This is a genomic window from Blautia coccoides, from assembly GCF_034355335.1.
Classification (GTDB): Bacteria; Bacillota; Clostridia; order Lachnospirales; family Lachnospiraceae; genus Blautia; species Blautia producta.
In genome coordinates this window covers 1628676-1648453 of sequence record NZ_CP136422.1, presented here as the reverse complement: position 1 = coordinate 1648453, position 19778 = coordinate 1628676, and the positions used below count along the sequence as shown (strand labels likewise).

The following is a 19778-nucleotide window of genomic DNA, read 5'->3' as shown; positions in this document are numbered from 1 at the left end:
GGCAGGCATTTCAGCCAGCATCTTATCCGGTTACCATTTCTTTCAGAATGGTTCACCCTCCGATGAACGCTGTCATTATATAACATGACTTTTTATTTGTCAAGATTCTTCCGGCGCTGTCAGGAGAAGATTCGCAAATGTTATTGTATCCTTTATACGCGGCTCTACTCTCCTATAACTTCTCTCAGCTGCACTTTGCGGTTCTCATATCTGGACATGGTACATGCATCGGCTGTTGCTATGGCAGCCCTTGCCGCCTCTCCTGTGAGCAGGGGCCGGAATTCGTCGTCTGCCTTTGCTCCGTGCATGATTCCGTTTAAATATTTCATTTCATTCTTCATGATACTGTGAAGCCACATGGGTGGTTTCTTACCTGGTTTTCCGTACATAATGGCTCCGTCCATCTCGGTGCCGTGGTATATTCTGGTACGGTCATCATCCTCCTCCTGGGACTCGTGGACAAGAAAATGCTCCTCTTTTCCGTCTACCTTTAATGTGCCCCCGCAGTCACACATATCAATACGGATCGCACCCTTTGTGCCCTGGATCAGCACATAGTGCTCGGGCCAGTGGAAGGCAGACCCCCACTCCAAAACCGCATAGCGATTATCAGAAAATTCCATATTTACAAACAGCATGTCATCCTCGTCACCGAACTCCTCCCCCTGGTGCGCAACATTTCCGCCTGTCATGGTAACTGTTTCCGGCATTCCGCCCATGAGGAACTGTACACAGTCCAGCTCGTGAATGTGATGATACAGATGTCCCCCTGATTTTTCCCTTATCTTTTTCCAGGAGATTGACGGCTGCGGTTCTTCCCATCCGTTTCTGGCAGAATGGCAGTACAGGACTTTTCCGATCACTCCGTCGTTGATCAATTTTTTCGCATGACGCACCCCCCGGAAGAAATTCATGACATGGCCCGCCATAAAGGTAACACCGTGCTGCTGACATGCTTTTACCATCTCGTCACAGTCCTTATAGCTCAGGGCGATAGGCTTTTCACAAAAAACATTTACCCCGTGCTCTGCCGCCTTTATGACCGGTTCCTTGTGCAGGTAATTAGGTGTTGCCACGATCACTGCCTCCACATCTTCACGGCTGTACAGGGTATCTAAATCTGTTTCAACGTCACATCCCAGCTCCTCTGCTACAGACTGGGCGTTTTCCGGGTCAAGGACAGCCACGATCCTGGCTCCTTCCTGCTCCTTCATAATACGTCCAAGTTCCGCGCCGAAATAACCGGTACCCACAATTGCATATCCTATTGTCTTCATATCCATTACCTCCAAATATATCCAAAGTTATTTTACTGCTCCGTCAGTCATGCCACCTGCGATCTTATTCTGTATAAACATAAAGAATATCACGGACGGAACCACAACCAGGGCAGATGCTGCCATCATATCTCCCCAGTTCAGGATTTCTGAACCCTGAAGAGATTTTAACGCCACAGACACTGTCATCTTATCTGTGCTGTTGATCAGGATCAAAGAGTATAAAAATTCATTCCACGCATTGATAAATGTATAAATAGCTGTTGCCACGATTCCCGGCATGACCAGGGGCAGTACAATTCTCACAAAAGTCTGAAGCTTATTGGCTCCATCCACCCTTGCCGCTTCCTCGATCCCCAGCGGCACTGTCTTGAAAAAGCCTACCAGCATCCACACAGCATAAGGTACGCTGAAGGAGAGATACACGATGACAAGCCCGACTCTGGTATTGACAAAACCCAGCTTTGCCATGACCATAGAATAGGGAATCGCCAGAAGGATGGGAGGAAACATGTAAGTTGCCACCAGAACCTTTGACATAATAGAACCCAGCTTCGGAAAAAATCTTACAATTCCGTATGCAGCCATGGATGATATCACTATGGCAATGCAGGTAGTTGATATTGCAATGATCAAACTGTTGCTGATATTTCCTGCAAATCCCAGGTCCTGAATCACATGGGTAAAATTTTCAAGTGTAAAGTGCTTTGGCAGAAAACGGGTTGGATTTGCAGTCAGCTCTCCCGAAGATTTTACAGAACACAGTAAAACCCATACCAGCGGAAAAAAAGCAATCATGGACAAAATGATCAAATATACATGGCAGAGTCCATTGCCGATCTTTTCTTTTTGATTTGTCATCACTTGTCCTCCTTTTCCCATTTTCCAATGATCGTAAAGTAAACCACACAAACCAGCAGCAGGAATGCCAGCAAAAGCACAGTAACTGCAGATGACCTGCCCAGAAGTTTTGTTCCCCAGCCCATATTATATGCATAGACAGGAACTGTGGTGGTGGCGTTTGCAGGGCCGCCCCCTGTAAGAAGATAAATAATATCAAAGTTATTGAATACCCAAATGGTACGAAGCACTACCAACAGGCCGACTACGATCTTAATATGCGGTACCGTAATATGCCAGAACTGCTGGAACTTGGAAGCACCGTCGATCTGAGCCGCCTCGTACTGGTCCTGGGGAATGGTCTGCAGCGCGGACAGCACATTTACCATGATCATCGGCGCGCCGAACCAGACATTAATAAAAATCAATGTCAGAAATACCAGGCTGCTGTCACTTAAAAACTGCGGAAGTTCGCTGCAGATGCCCAACTGGACAAGAAAGTTAGGAAGGAAACCTGAAACACCATTCAGTATCCATTTCCAGGAAAGTGCGATCACAATAGAGGGGAATGCCCAGGGAATGATCATCAGGGTTCTGTAAACTCCCTTTCCAATCTTCACCCGATGAATGGCCAGCGCTGCTGTAAATCCGATAAACAGTTGTCCTAACAATGAACCCACTGTCCAGAGTATGGAGGTCAAAAATGCTTTATAAAAATTAGAGTCTGATAAAACCGCTTTATAATTTTCCAATCCTATAAAATCATAGGAAGCCTTGATCAGATGCTTGGTCGTCATACTGTAATATAAACTGGAAAAGATGGGATATATCAACAGTATCCCCACAACCATCAGTGCAGGAAGTACGAAAATCCAGCGGGCATAATCAAATTTTACTTTTCTTTTCACCAAAATGCCGCCTTTCTGAGGGATGGGACTGCCCTTCGTGGTGGTTCGGGCAGTCCCTGGTAACAGGTTATGTATTCAAAATCACTGTACAGTGCTGAATACCTCATTCAATTTGTCTTCTGCTGCCTGTGCAGCTTTTTCCACATCAGTTCCATTTGTGATAATATCCTGGAACATACTTTCTATGATTCCCTGGGATGTGAGAAGACCGGCCTGAACACTTGGGCCTTTTTCAAATCCTATGGCAGTACCCATATCCATGGTTTTTGTAATTACATCTACCGCATTGGAAAACTTCTGTACGGTTTCATTCTCTTTGTATTCCGGTGTATCAGATATACCTGTAATGGATGGCAGCATACCCACCGGTGTTGCCTCCAGGAATTTGATATAGGTATCTTTCTCATATAATTTCTTGATAAATTCCTTACATATTTCCGGATGTTCTGAGTTCTCCCATACAACCATTGGAATATTGGAAGTTTCCGCTCCATATTCCGGGTCATCCGCATTTATCTTCGGAAGAGGTGCACAGTCAATCTGATCCACCAAATCAGGAGAGTTTGTCTCAACACCGCCAATCTGGAAACCGGAGTTAAAGTCAAAGGCTGTCTTTCCCTGATAGAACAGGGTTGCCTGATCTAATACTACATAATTTACAGAATCCTTCGGAGAACAATTTTCATAAATGTCCAGCCAGTATCGAATACCGTCAAGGGCCAGATCACTTGTCAGATCCGCTTTCAGATCATCTGTAAGGAGGCTCCCGCCGCCGCTTCTCACATAGAAGTTCAAGAAACGTGTTCCCATAAGATCATTGGAACCACAGGGGAAGGAACATCCGTAAACCCCGTCTTTTGTGAGGGCTTTTGCCGCATTGGCAAATTCATCCCATGTCTTTGGAACTTCCAGGCCTGCTGCCCCCAGCAGATCTTTTCTGTACCACATGACCTGCGCATGGGAATACAATGGCAGGGAATAGCAGGTGCCGTCCTTTTCCCCCTCCGACAGGGCCGTTTCTGAAAACTTATCTCTTCCTATGTCGTCGATCAGGTCATCCAGGGGAACAAGTGCCTCTGCGTCCATCATCTCTACCACATGACCGGGAAGTGCAGTGCTCATATCCGGCACATTCCCGGATGCAAGGCCTGTGGTCCATTTCGTATAAAAATCACCCCAGGAAAATGTCTCTATGGTTATATTTACATCCGGGTTATCCTTCATAAACTGGTCCGCTGTCTCCTGTATAACCTCCAGACGCGGCCCCTGTGTAAAGGAATGCCAAAATGTAATGTCACCTTTTAATTCTCCTGTTTCCGCTGCTGTCTGTTTGCTTTCTGTATTCCCGTCCTGTCCGCATCCTGTAAGCATGGCGGAACCTATCATGGCACCTACCATCAAAATCGCTAATTTTCTTTTCATAAAGCTCTCCTCTCTGTTGACTTTTTTCTGATCTCCGATATCGGCCGTATCGATTTGTTTATTGTAGGTTTATTTTACCTATTTTTTTTGTGTACATCTACTAACCAAACGCTCAATAATAGCACTAGAGTCTTATTCTTATTCTCTTGCTACCCTTCGGTATTGGTTCGGGGTAAACCCAAACGCTGCTTTAAACTCCCTGATAAAATAATTGGCATCCTCATATCCTACTTCATAGGCAATATCGTTGACATTATCATTGCTCACCAAAAGAGCCCTGGCTGCTGTTGTAAGCCGGATCTCCCTCACATATTCCATAGGCGTTTTTCCCATATTTTCCTTAAAAAGGCCGCTGAACCTCTGCTTGCTCAGTTCCGCCATATTTGCCATTTTTTCAGGCGTATATTTTTCTTTGGGATGGAGAACGATATAATCCGCCACGATCTGCACTCTTGGATCGATCTGTTTCTTCGTTTTCATGGCTCTTTTTTTAATCCTCTCCAAATCATACTCTTCTGTTTTAATTTCCCCTTTATCCCTGTCTATTTTCTCTCCTCTTACTGCAAGGGAGCCTATGAGCAGATCCAGGTATCCCCGTACAAAACATTTCTTCGCCATATGCTCTGTCTTCACCCACCTGTAGATCTCTTTGAAATAATTATCCTCTCCCATACTCTGAGTAACCCTTGGTATTCCATAGTATTCTTTTAATACATCCTCACCGTCATAAAAAACAGAGGTGGTAAAACGGATACTAAAAAATTCAAATGTATCACTGAGCGCATGGCAGGACATTCTGCACCCACTGGGTATGTACACGATCTGGTTCTCTTCCACCAGAATCTCTTCACTGTCAATACAGAACTCTGCCTTTCCCTTCACAATGTAACGAAAAATGTTATACGGTATGACCGATTCCGGATATACCCATGTTCTTCCCATGGAATATAGATCAATGTAGAGAAATGTAAAACGTATATTGTCAATCACTGACATGAAGGAATCCCCCTTGTAAATTTTTTATGCAGCTTTTAACAATAAGCAAGGCAGCTATCAGTGAAGATACGCCTGTCGATCTGCACTTTATAGCTGCCCTCTCTTACTGTCTACTGTACTTTTATCTTAACTACCACTTTTTCTATATTTTCCGGCTTATTTTCCATGATTGCCACCATGTGGGCATCGCTGGGGTAACACACCATAAAATCACCCGGCTTCAGCAGATAACGACCAGACGCGCTGCCTTTATAAAAGACAATATCCCGTTCCGCATTGTAAGGGACTGACTCAGTCAGGGACTTGACATCTGCTGTAGCGATTCCCTCTCTTCCTGCCACAATATAGTGTAAATCAATATATTTTTTGTGTGCTTCATAAATACAGGCCTCTTCCGGTTTTGATGTAAGAGAGACAGGATTGCAGAAAACGCGGTTCTCACAGATCACTGTATCCGGCAGGGGAAGCTCCCCCTGCTTCAGACTGTCCAGATAGCATAGTATCTGATAGAGCATTTCGTACTCTCTGTAATTTTCTTTGTTTTGAATCGAATCAAAGATCATTGTATTTTCCTCCTGATATATCACAGATCGATCTTGTACTGGTGCAGGGTGTTCTTCAAAACGCCTGCCATAATTTCATACCCTTTTGCATTGGGATGCAGACCGTCATAAGTAATGCCATCCAGCAGCTTTTCAGTTCCCGGAAACGTGGTGGTATTATAATAGTTTACAAAAATCAGCTTATTCCTTTTCGCTGTCTGCGCCAGCCACTCATTCATCTCTTTAATGTATCTTTTCCGGATCGCTTCATTTAGTAAAATGGGTATGTGTATGGGCAGAAGAGAGGTAAGAATTAAAGTGGTATCCGTATTTTCTGCCTGGCATATGATATTGCTGATATTGTTCTGAGCTGTTGTCAAAACCTCATCATAGGGCTTCGGCTCCAGTCTCTTCCAATAATCGCCCTCCAGTTCAATGGAGTCATTGATCCCAATCCCCATTATGCAGTATCTAGGCTTTAGCTGCAGAGCATCCACGTAAAACCGCCTTTTCAGAAATTCTGTAGTGTCTCCTCCGATGCCCCTGTTCACGATCAACTGTCCGGGCAGATTAAAGTATGCATTTAACTCCCAGTAATGGGTGATAGAATCTCCTATAAACAGAAAATCCGGCTTCTGTTCCGTATAAATAAGAGAATGGTTTTTAATGTCAAATTCTTTTCTTCTACTGTCCGCCGCCGCAATGCTGGAAAAATACTCCGATCTGGTATATCCCTCCTTTGTTGAAATCATGCGCCATCCCTCCTCTTTTCCAATGCCCATACTGCTGTCTGTTCACAGCCGTCTGTGACTTGATATTTTTTTAATTATAACAAATACCTTCTGACTCCGATACGGAACATGCGCTCAAAAATAGCACAATATGCTTATTTTGCAGTGTACTCAAAAAAGACTGCCAAAAAGCTCCTTATAAAGAACCTTTTTGGCAGTCTTCCGATTTCCGGACACACCTGTTATTTTATTTTTATTATAACGGATTTACATTATCCTGTCTATCTTGCCAGCGATTTTATCTTTTGATAGGACGCCAGGTCTATATACAGATCCGTCTTATACGGATTGCGTTTCGTCTTTTTGATGTGCAGGATCATATAAATAAATACCCCCGCATTTGCAAGAAGCGCAAGAAGACTTACCACAAAAAGTGCCGTTGTGTTTGGGCTTGCGGAAGCAAGCTGATAGATACCCGGCTCCACCAGTGCTGTATATCCGTCCGCGGCCACATATCCCTGCCGGATGGCAGCATCCGCAATGGCTTTGCTGGATGTGGAATGCACCATCCAACGGCTGGCATCCTGGAAGGCAGGCACGGTCTGGGCAAACATGCACCACAGCGCCAGCGTATGTGCCCTGTGCTGCAGCCATGCGCCTTTTCCCACCGTGAATGCGCAGACTGTAGGAGCCAAAAGCAGAGCAAATCCGCAGTACCAGGCATGTGTGGGCAGGCAATTATATGTGTACGCAAAGTTCCATAAATCATAGGCTACGATCCAGAACCACATCATGTCCGGCCAGAGCATATCTTTGCTCCCGTCCTTTTTCGTCACAGCCCTTATGCAGATTCCAAACCATCCTGTAATAGTGATAATGTTCAGGATTCCTGCGATCCCATTCATGTAGTTCCAGGCCCCGCCGATATAGTATTGTGTCTGGTTATTGGTATACTCCATAACCGGCGTCACATATCTTCCGATCTCAAAATCACGCAGCACGGCCTCACAGATATTGATGGCCAGGATCAGCGGCGGAAAACAAAGCGCTATCCTGTTGGAAGACAGCTTTTTCACATGCCTGATACACCAGAAGCCGATACATCCCGCTGTTGAGGAGTACACCTTTGCCAGATGGAACCAATCCATATACGCAGTATCTTTAAATGCCGTAAGCCACAAAATCGTGAGCACTACAGGCAGGATCACGAACGCAGAAAACCCCACCCACTTAAATCTCCGTGTCACCTCATTGAGGGCAAAGAGACTAACAAATACCCCCAGCCACACCAGCAGTACCAGTGCTGTGGGAACACCCTCATAAAATGCAAACATACCCATTCCCCCCTATTTACATAGAATTTCTTTTATCATCAGATCATTTCCCGAAAGGATCTCCATCTGCTGCCCTTCACATTTTGGACAGCGCATATCAGATCCCATGGCGTTGAAGACGCTGCCGCAGTCCCGGCATTTCACAATGCCGGGTACTACACACACCTCCAGCTCCGTCTCTTCCATGGAGGTCTTATATCTGGCGGCAGGCCAGCACTCTTCCAGATACCTTGGCACAACACCTGAGAGTTCCCCCACCTCCAGGACGATCCGTTCTATCTCTTCTGCCCCTTCTTCCCGCACCACATCCTCAATGGTGTGGATCATGGCATCCAGGATTCCCAGTTCATGCATAGGATCAGTCCTTTCTGCGGGTAGTTTTTACAGAGGAGGCAGCAATTTTTCCGCTTCTCTTCACTGCATTTGCCGCAATTTTTACTGGAAGCTTCTCATACAGATCCGGTTTGGAATGACCCGTGCGTTTCAGATGAATGGCATCAAATTTACACTTCGTGGTACACATGCCGCAGCCCACACACATATAGGAATCCACCTGTACAGCACCGCAGCCGAGACATCTCTCTGTCTCCTTTTTCAACTGTTCCTCTGTAAATGTCATCCTGTCATCCCGGAAGGTACCTTTCTTTTCCGGCGCGTGGGCAGGGCGCTGCCTGGGTGTGTTGTCAAAGCTCTGCAGATCCACCGCCACATTGTTTTTATCAAACGCATGGTATTCTCTTCTGTCACGCCCCAAAGTCAGAGTCTGCCCAGGCTGTACATACCGGTGGATGGAGACTGCCCCTTCCTTTCCGGCTGCAATTGCGTGAATGGCAAACTTCGGTCCGGTGCAGCAGTCACCGCCCACAAACACATCCGGTTCCCTTGTCTGATAGGTCAGGCTGTCTGCCTGTGCCGTGTTTCCGCGTCCCAGCTTCACCTTGCTTCCTTCCAACAGGCCGCCCCACTCAATAGACTGACCGATAGAGAGAAGAACAGCATCTGCCGGAACTGTTATGGTATCCTGCTCATCGTATTTTGGCGCAAAGCGGTGCATCTCATCAAAGACGGATACACAGCGCATAAATTCCACGCCTGTCACTTTTCCGTCCTCTGTCAGAATCCGTTTCGGCCCCCATCCATTCTGGAATTCCACGCAGTCGGCCTCTGCTTCTTCTATCTCCTCATCCAGAGCCGGCATTTCCTCACGGCTCTCCAGGCAGTACATTTTTACAGTGTCAGCACCCTGTCTGGTTGCTGTCCGCGCTACATCAATGGCCACATTGCCGCCGCCCACTACCACCACATTTCCGGAAAGTGTTCGGCCCCGGCCCAGATTCACCTCACGCAAAAATTCCACACCGGATACAACACCCAAAGCGTCCTCACCTTCCACGTTCAGCTTTCGTCCGCCCTGGGCGCCCACTGCTATGTAAAATGCCTCGTAGCCCTGTTTTCTCAGTTCATCCAGCGTCACATCTTTTCCCACTTCCACGCCGGTCTTAAATTCCACGCCCATCTCTTTGAGCACGTCAATCTCTGCATTCAATACCTCTTTTTCCAGACGGAAAGAGGGTATTCCAAGAGCCAGCATGCCGCCCAGCTTCTCCTGTTTTTCAAAAACAGTAACCTGATAATCGTCGATGGCAAGGTAATACGCACAGGAAAGCCCCGCAGGACCGCCGCCGATGACTGCTATCTTATTTCCCAGATGATAACGCTTTTTCGGGACAAAACGCACATCATCATCCAATTCCTTATCTGCAATAAATTTTTTGATCTCATCAATGGCGATTGGCTCGTCAATATCGCCGCGGGTACATTCATCCTCACAGCTATGGGGACAGATACGCCCGCAGACCGCCGGGAATGGATTCTCTTTTTTGATCAGTTCCAGGGCTTCTTTGTACTGTCCTTTAGCCGCCAGCTTGATATATCCCTGCACTGCGATATGAGCCGGACAGGCTGTCTTACAGGGAGAAGTCCCCTCCTCTGCCACATCCTGACGGTTCTCTCTGTAGTCCATGTTCCAGTTCTTTTTACTCCACACATGATCTCTGGCTGTGGGTTCCTCCGCTTTTGGGATCGGTGTCTTAGCACAGAGTCTCTGGCCCAGCTTCAGGGCATTTGTGGGACAGTTTTCCACACATTGACCGCAGGCCACACACTCCTCCGGGTTCACCTCCGCGGTAAAATTGGAACGGATGGCATCCGGCGTGCGGAACAGGGTTGCAATACGCATGGAAAAGCAGGAGCAGCTACAGCAGTTACAGATCGCGGCTGATTCCCCCAGCCCGTCAGTTGCGGGCATTTCATGCATCAGGCCGTTGTCTTCTGCGAATTTCAGGATTTCCAGCACTTCCTCCCGGCTTACCTGGCGGCCTCTTCCAGTCCTGATATAATACTCTGCTCCGGTTCCCATCTGGATGCAGATATCCTTTTCCAGATGACCGCAGCCCTCACCCAGCACTTTTCTGGACTGACGGCAGGAACAGTCAGACACGCTGAACGTGTCATATTTTCTAAGATAATAGGACAGCTTTTCCCAGGGCTGAACCCCCGGAAGATCCTTAATGGCACTCTCCACAGGCGTTACCCGCATCATTGCCATTCCTTCCGGAAAAAGAGGTGCCATAGGTGCGATCCTCTTTCTGGTGTACTCCTCAAAAGCCTTGCCGATCTCAGGATGCGCTGCAAGCTGTTCCCGGTTGTTAACCATCATTTCCAACATACCAGGAGCAAAAATATTTATAAAATACCTGTCTCTCTTATCCTTTTTATCTGTCCATACCTTTACCACACCTGTGTATGTGAGCCGGTCCAGAAGCTTCTTCGTCTCTTCCCTGCTCTTGCCGCATTTTTCCACAATGTACTCAAATGTACGCGGCTGGCGAAGCCCCATGACCAGGGCAACATCTGCCATATCGTCTGTCACCACAGCGTTCAGCGCGTAATACTCAGGGGCCTTCTCATCGATCCGGTTCATTGCCCCCGCCACACCGCCGACCATTTTTGCCAGCTTCACAATTTTCGGTCTTAAATTTGCCATATACTAACCCACCCTTTCTATACCATTTTGCAGTTATTATGATTCTTCTCTCCAGGCTTTTACTTCTGTTCTCAGCCAATCTGTCCAGGCATCCAGCCCTTCCCCTGTTTTTGCACTGATGGGGATCACTTTTGCCTTGGGATTACGCAGTCTGATGTTCTCCCTGCATTTTTCCAGGTCAAAATCAAAGTACGGCATCACATCCATTTTATTAATCAATACCACATCACATACAGAGAACATCAGGGGATATTTCAGAGGTTTGTCATCTCCCTCAGGAACAGACAGGATCATGGCATTCTTCACAGCTCCTGTGTCAAACTCTGCCGGACAGACCAGATTTCCCACATTTTCCAACACAGCCAGATCCACGTTCCCGGTTCCCATGGCTTTCAGCCCCTGACCGGTCATGTCCGCGTCCAGATGGCACATACCGCCGGTATGGAGCTGTATCACCTTCACCCCCATATTCTCTATGGTACGGGCATCCACATCCGAGTCAATGTCTGCCTCCATGATGCCGATCCTGAGTTCCTTTCTCAAAGCCTCAATGGTACGCTGCAAAGTTGTGGTCTTGCCTGAACCCGGGGATGACATGAGATTCAAAAGAAATACCTTCTCTTTTTTCAGTTCTCTGCGGAGTTCTTCAGCCTGCCTTTCATTATTATCAAAAATGCTTCGTTTTACCTCAATGGTACGGAATGCTTCCATTTCCGCATCCCTCCTTTCCGCGCTGTTTCATACTATCATCATACTATGCCTGAACGCCTTTTACTATAGACAAAACCGGCGGTCTGTCAAAATTTTTGACAAACCGCCAGCTCTACTTGTTTTCCTCACCGGACATAATATATTCCTTTGGCGTAACCCCCATTTTCTTTTTAAAAATACGGTAAAAATAATTCAGGTTATTATATCCCACAGAACCGGAAACATCCTTTATGCTGTCCCCTCTTTCCAGCATTTCAATGGCTTTATGAATACGGACATCATTTATATAGTCAGTAAAACTGCAGTTCAGGTATTTCTTATACAATCTCAAAATATTGCTCTGGCTCATGTTAAACATTTCCGCGCATTCACTGCAGTGCAGCTCTTCCATATAATGTTCATCAATGTATGCCAGCAAACTGTTAAAGGAAGGGTTGTCAAAGTATTCATACCCCAGGACTCTCTTCATGGTTTCGCAAAACTGTTCATACATCACAGGTTTCAGAAGATAGTCTTCCGCTCCCAGCCTGAGAGCCTGCTGCACATAGGAAAACACGTCATAAGCTGTGATCACAATGAAAACTGTTTTAAAATTCGCATTCTTTTTAATCTGATCCATGACCTGCAGTCCGTTCATCCATGGCATTTCTATGTCCATAAATACAATATCTGGCTTCAGAGTATTTATTTTTATCAAAGCCTCCCTGCCGTTTGAGGCTTCACCGACGATATCCAGCGGAAGTCCGTTCTTTTTGATAAAAAACTTAATAATATCACTGGAGGATTTTTCGTCATCAACTAATAATACTCTTTTCATATACGCTCCTCTCCGATCTGGCGGCCGGCATTTTTATACTCACAACAGTACCCTCACCATCCAGGGATTCCACCTGATAGCTGAAATCATTTCCGAAAACAGACTGAAGCTTTCTGACTACCATTGAAGTTCCGCTGGCCTGTACCTGGTTTCCCATTTTATATTCTATCTCATTGCGTGTTTTTTCGCCAAATCCTCCTCCGCTGTCGCTGACTTTAAAGTGCAGATAATTTTTCTCTTTGTAAGCCATAATAATGATCTGCATCTCTCTTTCCTGACCCTTGAATCCGTGTTTAAAACAATTTTCCACAATGGGCTGCAGGAAATTAAAGGGTACCTCCTGTGATTCAAGAAGATCCTGTTCTATATCATAAATAACACTTAGCCTGTCTCCAAATCTCAGTTTCTGCAGATTCGTATAATTACGCACATACCGAAGCTCGTCCTGAAGCAGCACAAAGGTCTCCTGAGTTCTCAGTGTATAGCGGAAAAGCTGCGCCAGATCTCCTATAGCGGTATAGGTACCCAGAGCGTTTTCCTTTACTGCCATACTGGCGATTGTATTTAATGTATTAAAAAGAAAGTGCTGATTGATCTGAAGGTTCAGCATCTGATTCCGTGTTACTTTCAGATGTTCCTGAAGCTGTCCGTCTTCACGTATTTTATCCGAAAGCTCCCTCTTGTTTTTATGAAGGTTCACCTGGACCATACAAAATTGATAATGAGCGCAGATGGATTCAGCAATATTGCGAATTGTGTCAAGCATTCCGTTCTCTGTACTTTCAGGCACATTATATACCATACTGGCTGCCGCATCATCACTCTTCACAGCTCTCGTTCTGATATGCCCAGTCTTAATGAAGCCAAGCAGCTTCCCGTCACTAACTATGGGAAGAATATATAAAAGCAGTCCGTGTCCGCATGCATGAGCGGAAACCCCTTCATAATACGGAGGCACAAAAGTCGATCTTATTTTGTACAATTCACAATTATAAATATTTTTTTCTATCCCACAGCATTTTTTGCAAAACTCAGGAAACTCTCTATTCTGATATACAAGCTCCTGGTCTTCATCATAAATTGAAATTGGAATTCGCAGGGGCCTAAGGTTATGCCTGAACAATTCCTTGATCGTTTCCCGCAAAAACTCCTGATTATCAATTTCCTCCATACTCATAGTCTTTTCCCTTTTGTCGGGAGCCACATGTACCGTGGAAATAACGGCCGGGATGGAAACAAGAAGCTTCACCAGCGGCTCATCCCCGTCATTTCTGGATTCATGGCTCATTCCCGATGATATATGAAAATATTTTCCCGGCTCGACCAGACTCTCTGAATCACCAATCTTCTGCCATCCTCTGCCGCTCATAATATACATAAACTGCTCGTCCCCGTAATGCAGATGGCATGGCTGCCATGAGTGGGGATTCATAACACTGATTCCCACCCTGAGATGATCTGAGGAACCTGATTCCGGTTCACAGATCCATTCTATTCTTCCCCAATCCAGGTATTGTATCTTTTCCATATGCTTACACCCCTGTTTTTTGCTCATTGTACCAAAAAAACGGCAGAACTTTCAACTATTCTGCCGTTTTCCTAGTTTTCATTTTTATTTAGCAGTTACAGGCATCCATTTCTCTGCGAACATGGGGTAGTTCTCTGCCTTTGCTCTCACTTTTGCGGCAATTTCTTCGAGCACTTCCGGTTTTTCATAGTTCTTGAGAGTATCCGCCAGAAGTCTTGCGGCTTCACGGATATCTTCTTCGCTAAAGCCTCTTGTTGTAAGTGCCGGGCTGCCAATACGAATACCGCTTGCCAGATTTGCCGGCTGCGGGTCATAAGGGATCATGTTCTTGTTGATCACAATACCGACTTTTCCCAGAACCTCTTCCGCCTGTCGTCCCGTGGGGATAAGATTTCTTACATCAACTAATACCAGATGTGTTTCTGTTCCACCGGAAACAAGTCTGAGTCCGCATTTTTTCAGTTCATCTGCCAGTGCGGCTGCATTTTCAATCACTGCCTGCTGATATTCTTTATACTTTTCTGTCTTAGCTTCTTTGAAAAGAACAGCTCTGGAAGCGATCATATCCATCTTGGGTGCGCCCTGCATTCCCGGGAAGATCTGGGAGTCAATCTTCTTTCCAAGTTCCGCCTTACACATGATGATGCCGCATCCTCTCGGCCCTCTGAATGTCTTATGTGTGGAAGTTGTGACCACATCGGCATATGGGACGGGGGAAGGGATGAGTCCTGCCGCGATCAGACCAACCGGATGGGCGATATCTGCCATGAGGTAAGCCCCCACTTCTTTGGCTATTTCACCAAAACGTTTGTAATCCACTTTACGCGGGTAAGATGATGTTCCGCAGATGATCATCTGCGGTTTGTATTCTTTTGCAAGGCGTTCTACCTGCTCCATGTCAATGATTTCTGTCTCCTTATTCAGTGCATACTGGATAACATTGTAGGTTTTCCCGCTGTAATGGAATTTTGCGCCGTGGCTTAAATGTCCCCCTTGATCAAGCTCCATGGAAAGAATGGTGTCGCCCGGTTTTAAAAGCGCTCTGAGCACTGCTATATTAGAAAGTGTGGAACTCATTGACTGGACGTTTGCATATTCACAGCCGAACAGCTCTTTACACCTTTCGATGGCAATAAGTTCAATTTTATCAGCCAGTTCACATCCGCCCGCGAAGCGTCTTCCGGGATATCCCTCTGCGTTTTTGTTTGCCCAGACAGTCCCTTCCATTCCGACTGTAACCGGGGATGAATAATTCTCTGACGCGATCAGACACAGTGTGTTGAGCTGACGCTGTTCTTCCGCAATCGTCATCTGTGCGATTTCCGGGTCAAATTCTTTAATGATCTCAAAACTTCCATCCATATACATAATACTGATCCTCCTGATATTTGTCATTTTTTTGATAAGCCTATTATCTTAAATATTTTTATTGATTCTAGGAATTATGTTTTATCTTTTTTGCACTACTTTCTTTTCCTGTTTTTCAACGATCGCAGCAACCGCTGCGTTGGTGATCACATTAGGAGTTGTTCTCTGGCCGCCGATGATCCTGTCTATACCAGTCATAAGAGCCACACCTTCCAGCGGAAGATTTACACATCCTAAAGTCATAGTCAGCATTACAATACTTGCACTTGGTACTCCCGCTGTTCCCAGAGATGCCAGAAGCGCTGTGACAAAGACTGTGAGCTGCTGCGGCAGCGTAAGAGCCACACCGGCTACCTGGGCGATAAAGATCACGGTCATACCCTGATATAACGCACTGCCGCTCTTGCTGACGTTGGTTACCACAGACATGATAAAGCTGGCGACCGCTTCAGATACACCCAGATTATTCTGAAGCTCCTTGATGGTAACAGGCAGTGCCGCAGCGGAACTATCAGTAGCAAGCGCCATACTGATTCCGCCGATGATCCCTTTATAAAATTTGAGAGGACTCATTCTCACGCCTAAGAATACTAAAAGCCCCTGGATCCCGAAGATAAATACGATCAACGCAATATGAAGTACAATGATAAATTTACACAGCGGCAGAAGAGTGGAAAGTCCGTATTTACCGATCATATCTGCCATAATGCCGCATACACCGATGGGGGCAAAACCGATCACTACATCTGTCATTTTGTACATAACCTGTGCCACGCGGTCAAAGAATACCTTTACAGGCTCTGCCTTCTCTCCGCAAAGCACGATACAAATACCAAAGAAGAAAGCAAATACAATAACCTGAAGCATGTTGTCTGTAGAAAGCGCTTCAAAGATATTTGTGGGGAACATATTTAATATTGTTGAAATAAATGATACATCTGTGGTTTCAACAGATTCGGTGACCGGCATCACAATACTTGCTCCCACCCCCGGTTTAAAAAGATTTCCGAATACCATTCCGGTCAGGATAGCCAATGCTGTCATGACTATAAACAGTATGAAAGCCTTAACTGCCATTCTGTAAATCTTTTTCATGTCCGGAATGCTTGTCAGTCCGCTTACAATAGCAGAAAATACTAATGGCAGGATCAGCATTTTCAGCATTCTCATAAAGAGACTGCCGACCGGCTCCAGCACTGCTGCCTTTTCCCTAAATATCAGCCCGAGAATAATACCGACAGCAAAACCGATGATGATCCGACCGAACATAGGGATTTTCTTTAACGTCTTCATTGTTTCTACCTCCATTTGATTTTATAAAACTGATTGCGGCCTTTTCTATATTTCTATTTTCGCATATGCAGTTCTGAAAAAATAGGAACTGATTCATTAATTCTTTCTACTATTTTACACTTAAAGGATGCGGAACTCCATTTATAGGAAAACCGGCGGTCTGTCAAAATTTTTGACAAACCGCCGGCTCCGTAAACCAATCTCCTTTATCAGCATGGCAGGACATTCCTCACACTACCTAAAAACCATCACAATTCCCATGCCATCCTTATCCCTCTCCGCAAATACCTCCCCATCCATCTTCCTCATGATCTCCCTGCATATATAAAGCCCAAGCCCGCTCCCCTGCTGCCCCATACTATTTGTCCCTCTGAAAAAGCTCTCAAATATATGGTTCAGATCATTCTCCGACACAGCCTCCCCCGTATTAAAAATACGTATCAGCTGACAATAATCCTCCTCATAAAAGCTAAACTCGATCCTCCTCCCATCCCCATACTTAAACGCATTCTCCATCACATTATCGATCACTTCCAGTGCCCTGTCCAGATCCCCCCGCACGATCCGGTTTTCATACTTTCCTATCACCAGTTCCACCATCCGCACCGCACACTTTTCTACATAAGTGTCCGCCACCCGCCTTACCAGTTCTTCCAGATAAAATTCTCCCATTTCTACCCGGATATCCAGTATATCCTCTTTTGAGTTCCTCACGATCTCCGCCACATACCCCTCAATCTCTTCTGCCTTCACACCGATCTGACGGGCCGCGTGTCGTTTCTTCTCCTCTGTATCGTAGAGTCCCTGTTCCAGTGCTTTCCCATAGAGCTTAATGGTCCCAAGAGGCGTCTTCATATCATGGGACAGGGACAACAGCATTTTTTTCTTTTCCCTTTCCAGCTCGAGCCTCCGCTTTTTTGTCACCTCCAGCGTATCCTTTAATTGCCCGATGCCCCACAAAAAATTTCCGAAATACCTGTTTTTCTCCTGCTTCACTTCCCCTTTCAGATGCCCTTTTGCCAGCTCATAAGGCAGCTCACTCACCCGGTTGAACGGCTTGATCACCCGGTATTTGAGATATAAAAGCACCCCTGTCACTGAGACTGCCATAAGCGCAAGTGCAGCCTGGACGGTCATCATCACACCGTCCAGGCTCATATATTCCTCTCTATATAAAAAACGGAGATACCCTTTCAGACTGCCGTCTGCGATCCAGGGCTTCACAACAACATTTCCGTCATTTACATCTTTAAAAAACATTTCCACGTTCTCCCGGTTTTCGGCTTCATCCAGGGTCAGGACTTCTATCCCGTATACGTCCCTGTATCTGCCCAGATCCACTTGACCGGGATGTGTTCCCACTGATATCTCATAACAGATCCGGTTGATCTCCACTTTGAATTCTCTGTCTCTTTCCCCCTGCATCCGGTAAAGTACCATACCCGTTCCCAGTGCCAGAAGGAGATAGAGACTTATAAACACTGCCAATATCCTGTTATATTTCCTCATACCGGTACCCCACACCCCAGACCGTCTGAATGCGCTCAGGCTTTCTGGGATCCTCCTCAATTTTGCTTCTCAGCATTTTGATATGGACCGTCAAAGTCTGATTTTCACTAAAGCTTTCCCTTCCCCATATACGGTCAAACAGATACTCTTTATGAAGGGTTCTCCCCGGATTCTCAGCCAACAAAAGCAGCAGTTCATACTCCTTCGCATTCAACTCTACCGCCCGGCCTTCCCGGTAAACCTTCCGTGAATTTCTGTCTATGGTAAGACTGCCGGATACCAGGTAATCGGTCTCAGTCCTGGCCCCATAGGTCCTCTGTATCAGCGCTCTTACTTTAGCGGTCAGCAGATCCGGGTCCACAGGCTTTTCCATATAGTCATCCGCCCCCAGCTCAAATCCGTTCAACTTATCATCCTTTCCCGCCCTGGCACTCATGATCAATATGGGGATATTCCCCTTCTCACGCACTGCCCGGCAGACGGCAAAGCCGTCCATGCCGGGAAGCATAATATCCAGAAGCAGTATCTTCACACAATTCTCCTCCAGGTAAGCAGACGCCTCCTCCCCGGTGGAAACAGAAGAAACAGAAAACCCATCCTTTTCTAAAAATGCCTGCAGAAGCTCTGCCAGCTCCCTGTTGTCTTCCACCAGCAAAATATCTTTCATACAAATCCTCTCTTTACCATCCGAGCTTGATCAGCCAGTCGTTCAATGTGCGCTCCCTGGCTCTAAGATCCCGGTCTTCCTGCCATTTTCCAAGTGTGATATCCTCCCGGATATCACCATCCTCAATATACAAAACTCTCTCACAGCGGGCCGCTACTTTCATATCATGGGTGACCAGAAGAATACTGGTACCCTCCCGGTTAATACGGTTCAACTCCTCCATGACCTCAATGGAATTCTGTTTGTTAAGCGCTCCCGTAGGTTCATCCGCGAATATGATCTTCGGCTCGTTGATCAGGCTGCGGCAGATACATGCCCTCTGAAGCTGTCCGCCGGACACCTCATTGATATCATTGTCCGCCACTTCACTGATTCCCAACTTCTGCATCAGTATCTTTGCCCTCTCATTGACTGCTGCCCGGCCTGCCTTGGTCTTGCCCACGGCTGTCTGGTAAGCAGGCATAATAATGTTATCATAGATTGACAGATTTTTCAGCATATACATCTGCTGAAATACAAATCCCATCTGTTCCAGCCTCATATCACTGATCTCATTGGCATTCAGCTTTGTCAACTCACGCCCAAAGAAATCCACTTTTCCCGCAGTGGCATTGTCCATGCCGCTGACCGTGTAAAGAAGAGTTGTTTTGCCCGAACCGGAAGGCCCCATAACAGCCACCATCTCCCCTTCTTTTATCTCCAGATTTACATTCCTCAGTACATTATTCTGGCGCTTATCTATAACATATGTTTTGCATAAATTAGAAACTCTCAATGACTCCATTTTCC

Annotated in this window: 18 protein-coding genes; all 18 read right to left on the bottom strand. The window is 46.1% G+C overall.

All coding sequences use genetic code 11. The features are described from left to right. Positions 1 to 164 precede the first annotated feature (164 nt). Positions 165 to 1277, bottom strand: coding sequence for a Gfo/Idh/MocA family protein (locus BLCOC_RS07190; RefSeq protein ID WP_029470022.1), 1113 nt, complete (start codon positions 1275 to 1277; stop codon positions 165 to 167). 27 nt (positions 1278 to 1304) lie between these two features. Beyond that, on the bottom strand, positions 1305 to 2138 hold the full coding sequence (locus BLCOC_RS07185; RefSeq protein ID WP_018593843.1) for a carbohydrate ABC transporter permease: 834 nt from the start codon (positions 2136 to 2138) through the stop codon (positions 1305 to 1307). After that, entirely contained in the window at positions 2138 to 2968 is an 831-nt protein-coding gene (locus BLCOC_RS07180; protein ID WP_174717667.1) for a carbohydrate ABC transporter permease, read from the bottom strand. The genes BLCOC_RS07185 and BLCOC_RS07180 overlap by 1 nt, the downstream gene beginning before the upstream one ends. Before the next feature lie 138 nt (positions 2969 to 3106). Next, on the bottom strand, positions 3107 to 4447 hold the full coding sequence (locus tag BLCOC_RS07175; protein WP_115624865.1) for an ABC transporter substrate-binding protein: 1341 nt from the start codon (positions 4445 to 4447) through the stop codon (positions 3107 to 3109). Between the two features lie 138 nt (positions 4448 to 4585). Beyond that, positions 4586 to 5443, bottom strand: coding sequence for an AraC family transcriptional regulator (locus BLCOC_RS07170; RefSeq protein ID WP_018593847.1), 858 nt, complete (start codon positions 5441 to 5443; stop codon positions 4586 to 4588). 110 nt (positions 5444 to 5553) lie between these two features. Next, positions 5554 to 6006, bottom strand: coding sequence for a NanQ anomerase/TabA/YiaL family protein (locus tag BLCOC_RS07165; RefSeq protein ID WP_115624864.1), 453 nt, complete (start codon positions 6004 to 6006; stop codon positions 5554 to 5556). 20 nt (positions 6007 to 6026) lie between these two features. Continuing rightward, positions 6027 to 6737, bottom strand: a complete 711-nt coding sequence (locus tag BLCOC_RS07160; RefSeq protein ID WP_018593849.1) for an SGNH/GDSL hydrolase family protein — start codon at positions 6735 to 6737, stop codon at positions 6027 to 6029. Positions 6738 to 6997: 260 nt separating this feature from the next. Continuing rightward, positions 6998 to 8050 (bottom strand): DUF5692 family protein, encoded by a 1053-nt coding sequence (locus BLCOC_RS07155; protein ID WP_242999050.1) that lies wholly within the window; start codon positions 8048 to 8050, stop codon positions 6998 to 7000. Positions 8051 to 8062: 12 nt separating this feature from the next. Continuing rightward, positions 8063 to 8404 (bottom strand): hydrogenase maturation nickel metallochaperone HypA, encoded by a 342-nt coding sequence (locus BLCOC_RS07150; protein WP_115624861.1) that lies wholly within the window; start codon positions 8402 to 8404, stop codon positions 8063 to 8065. A gap of 4 nt (positions 8405 to 8408) precedes the next feature. Continuing rightward, positions 8409 to 11096 carry an FAD-dependent oxidoreductase gene (locus BLCOC_RS07145; RefSeq protein ID WP_115624860.1) on the bottom strand — a complete coding sequence of 896 codons (2688 nt, stop codon included), beginning with the start codon at positions 11094 to 11096 and terminating at the stop codon, positions 8409 to 8411. A gap of 36 nt (positions 11097 to 11132) precedes the next feature. Beyond that, the gene (hypB, locus tag BLCOC_RS07140) at positions 11133 to 11807 is read right to left on the bottom strand and encodes a hydrogenase nickel incorporation protein HypB (protein ID WP_115624859.1); all 675 of its coding nucleotides are present in this window, start codon (positions 11805 to 11807) and stop codon (positions 11133 to 11135) included. Positions 11808 to 11919: 112 nt separating this feature from the next. After that, positions 11920 to 12624 (bottom strand): response regulator transcription factor, encoded by a 705-nt coding sequence (locus BLCOC_RS07135; protein WP_018593854.1) that lies wholly within the window; start codon positions 12622 to 12624, stop codon positions 11920 to 11922. Beyond that, on the bottom strand, positions 12602 to 14152 hold the full coding sequence (locus BLCOC_RS07130; RefSeq protein ID WP_018593855.1) for a histidine kinase: 1551 nt from the start codon (positions 14150 to 14152) through the stop codon (positions 12602 to 12604). The genes BLCOC_RS07135 and BLCOC_RS07130 overlap by 23 nt, the downstream gene beginning before the upstream one ends. An 84-nt stretch (positions 14153 to 14236) precedes the next feature. Beyond that, positions 14237 to 15520 carry a serine hydroxymethyltransferase gene (locus BLCOC_RS07125; RefSeq protein WP_018593856.1) on the bottom strand — a complete coding sequence of 428 codons (1284 nt, stop codon included), beginning with the start codon at positions 15518 to 15520 and terminating at the stop codon, positions 14237 to 14239. An 81-nt stretch (positions 15521 to 15601) separates the two neighbouring features. Beyond that, entirely contained in the window at positions 15602 to 16813 is a 1212-nt protein-coding gene (locus tag BLCOC_RS07120; protein WP_165907219.1) for a dicarboxylate/amino acid:cation symporter, read from the bottom strand. Between the two features lie 234 nt (positions 16814 to 17047). Then, complete coding sequence (locus tag BLCOC_RS07115) at positions 17048 to 18322, bottom strand: sensor histidine kinase (RefSeq protein ID WP_115624857.1); 1275 nt, start codon at positions 18320 to 18322, stop codon at positions 17048 to 17050. After that, positions 18309 to 18989 carry a response regulator transcription factor gene (locus tag BLCOC_RS07110; protein WP_029470028.1) on the bottom strand — a complete coding sequence of 227 codons (681 nt, stop codon included), beginning with the start codon at positions 18987 to 18989 and terminating at the stop codon, positions 18309 to 18311. The genes BLCOC_RS07115 and BLCOC_RS07110 overlap by 14 nt, the downstream gene beginning before the upstream one ends. Positions 18990 to 19002: 13 nt before the next feature. Beyond that, a complete protein-coding gene (locus tag BLCOC_RS07105) occupies positions 19003 to 19773 on the bottom strand; it encodes an ABC transporter ATP-binding protein (RefSeq protein ID WP_018593860.1) in 771 nt (256 codons plus the stop codon). Between the last annotated feature and the right edge of the window lie 5 nt (positions 19774 to 19778).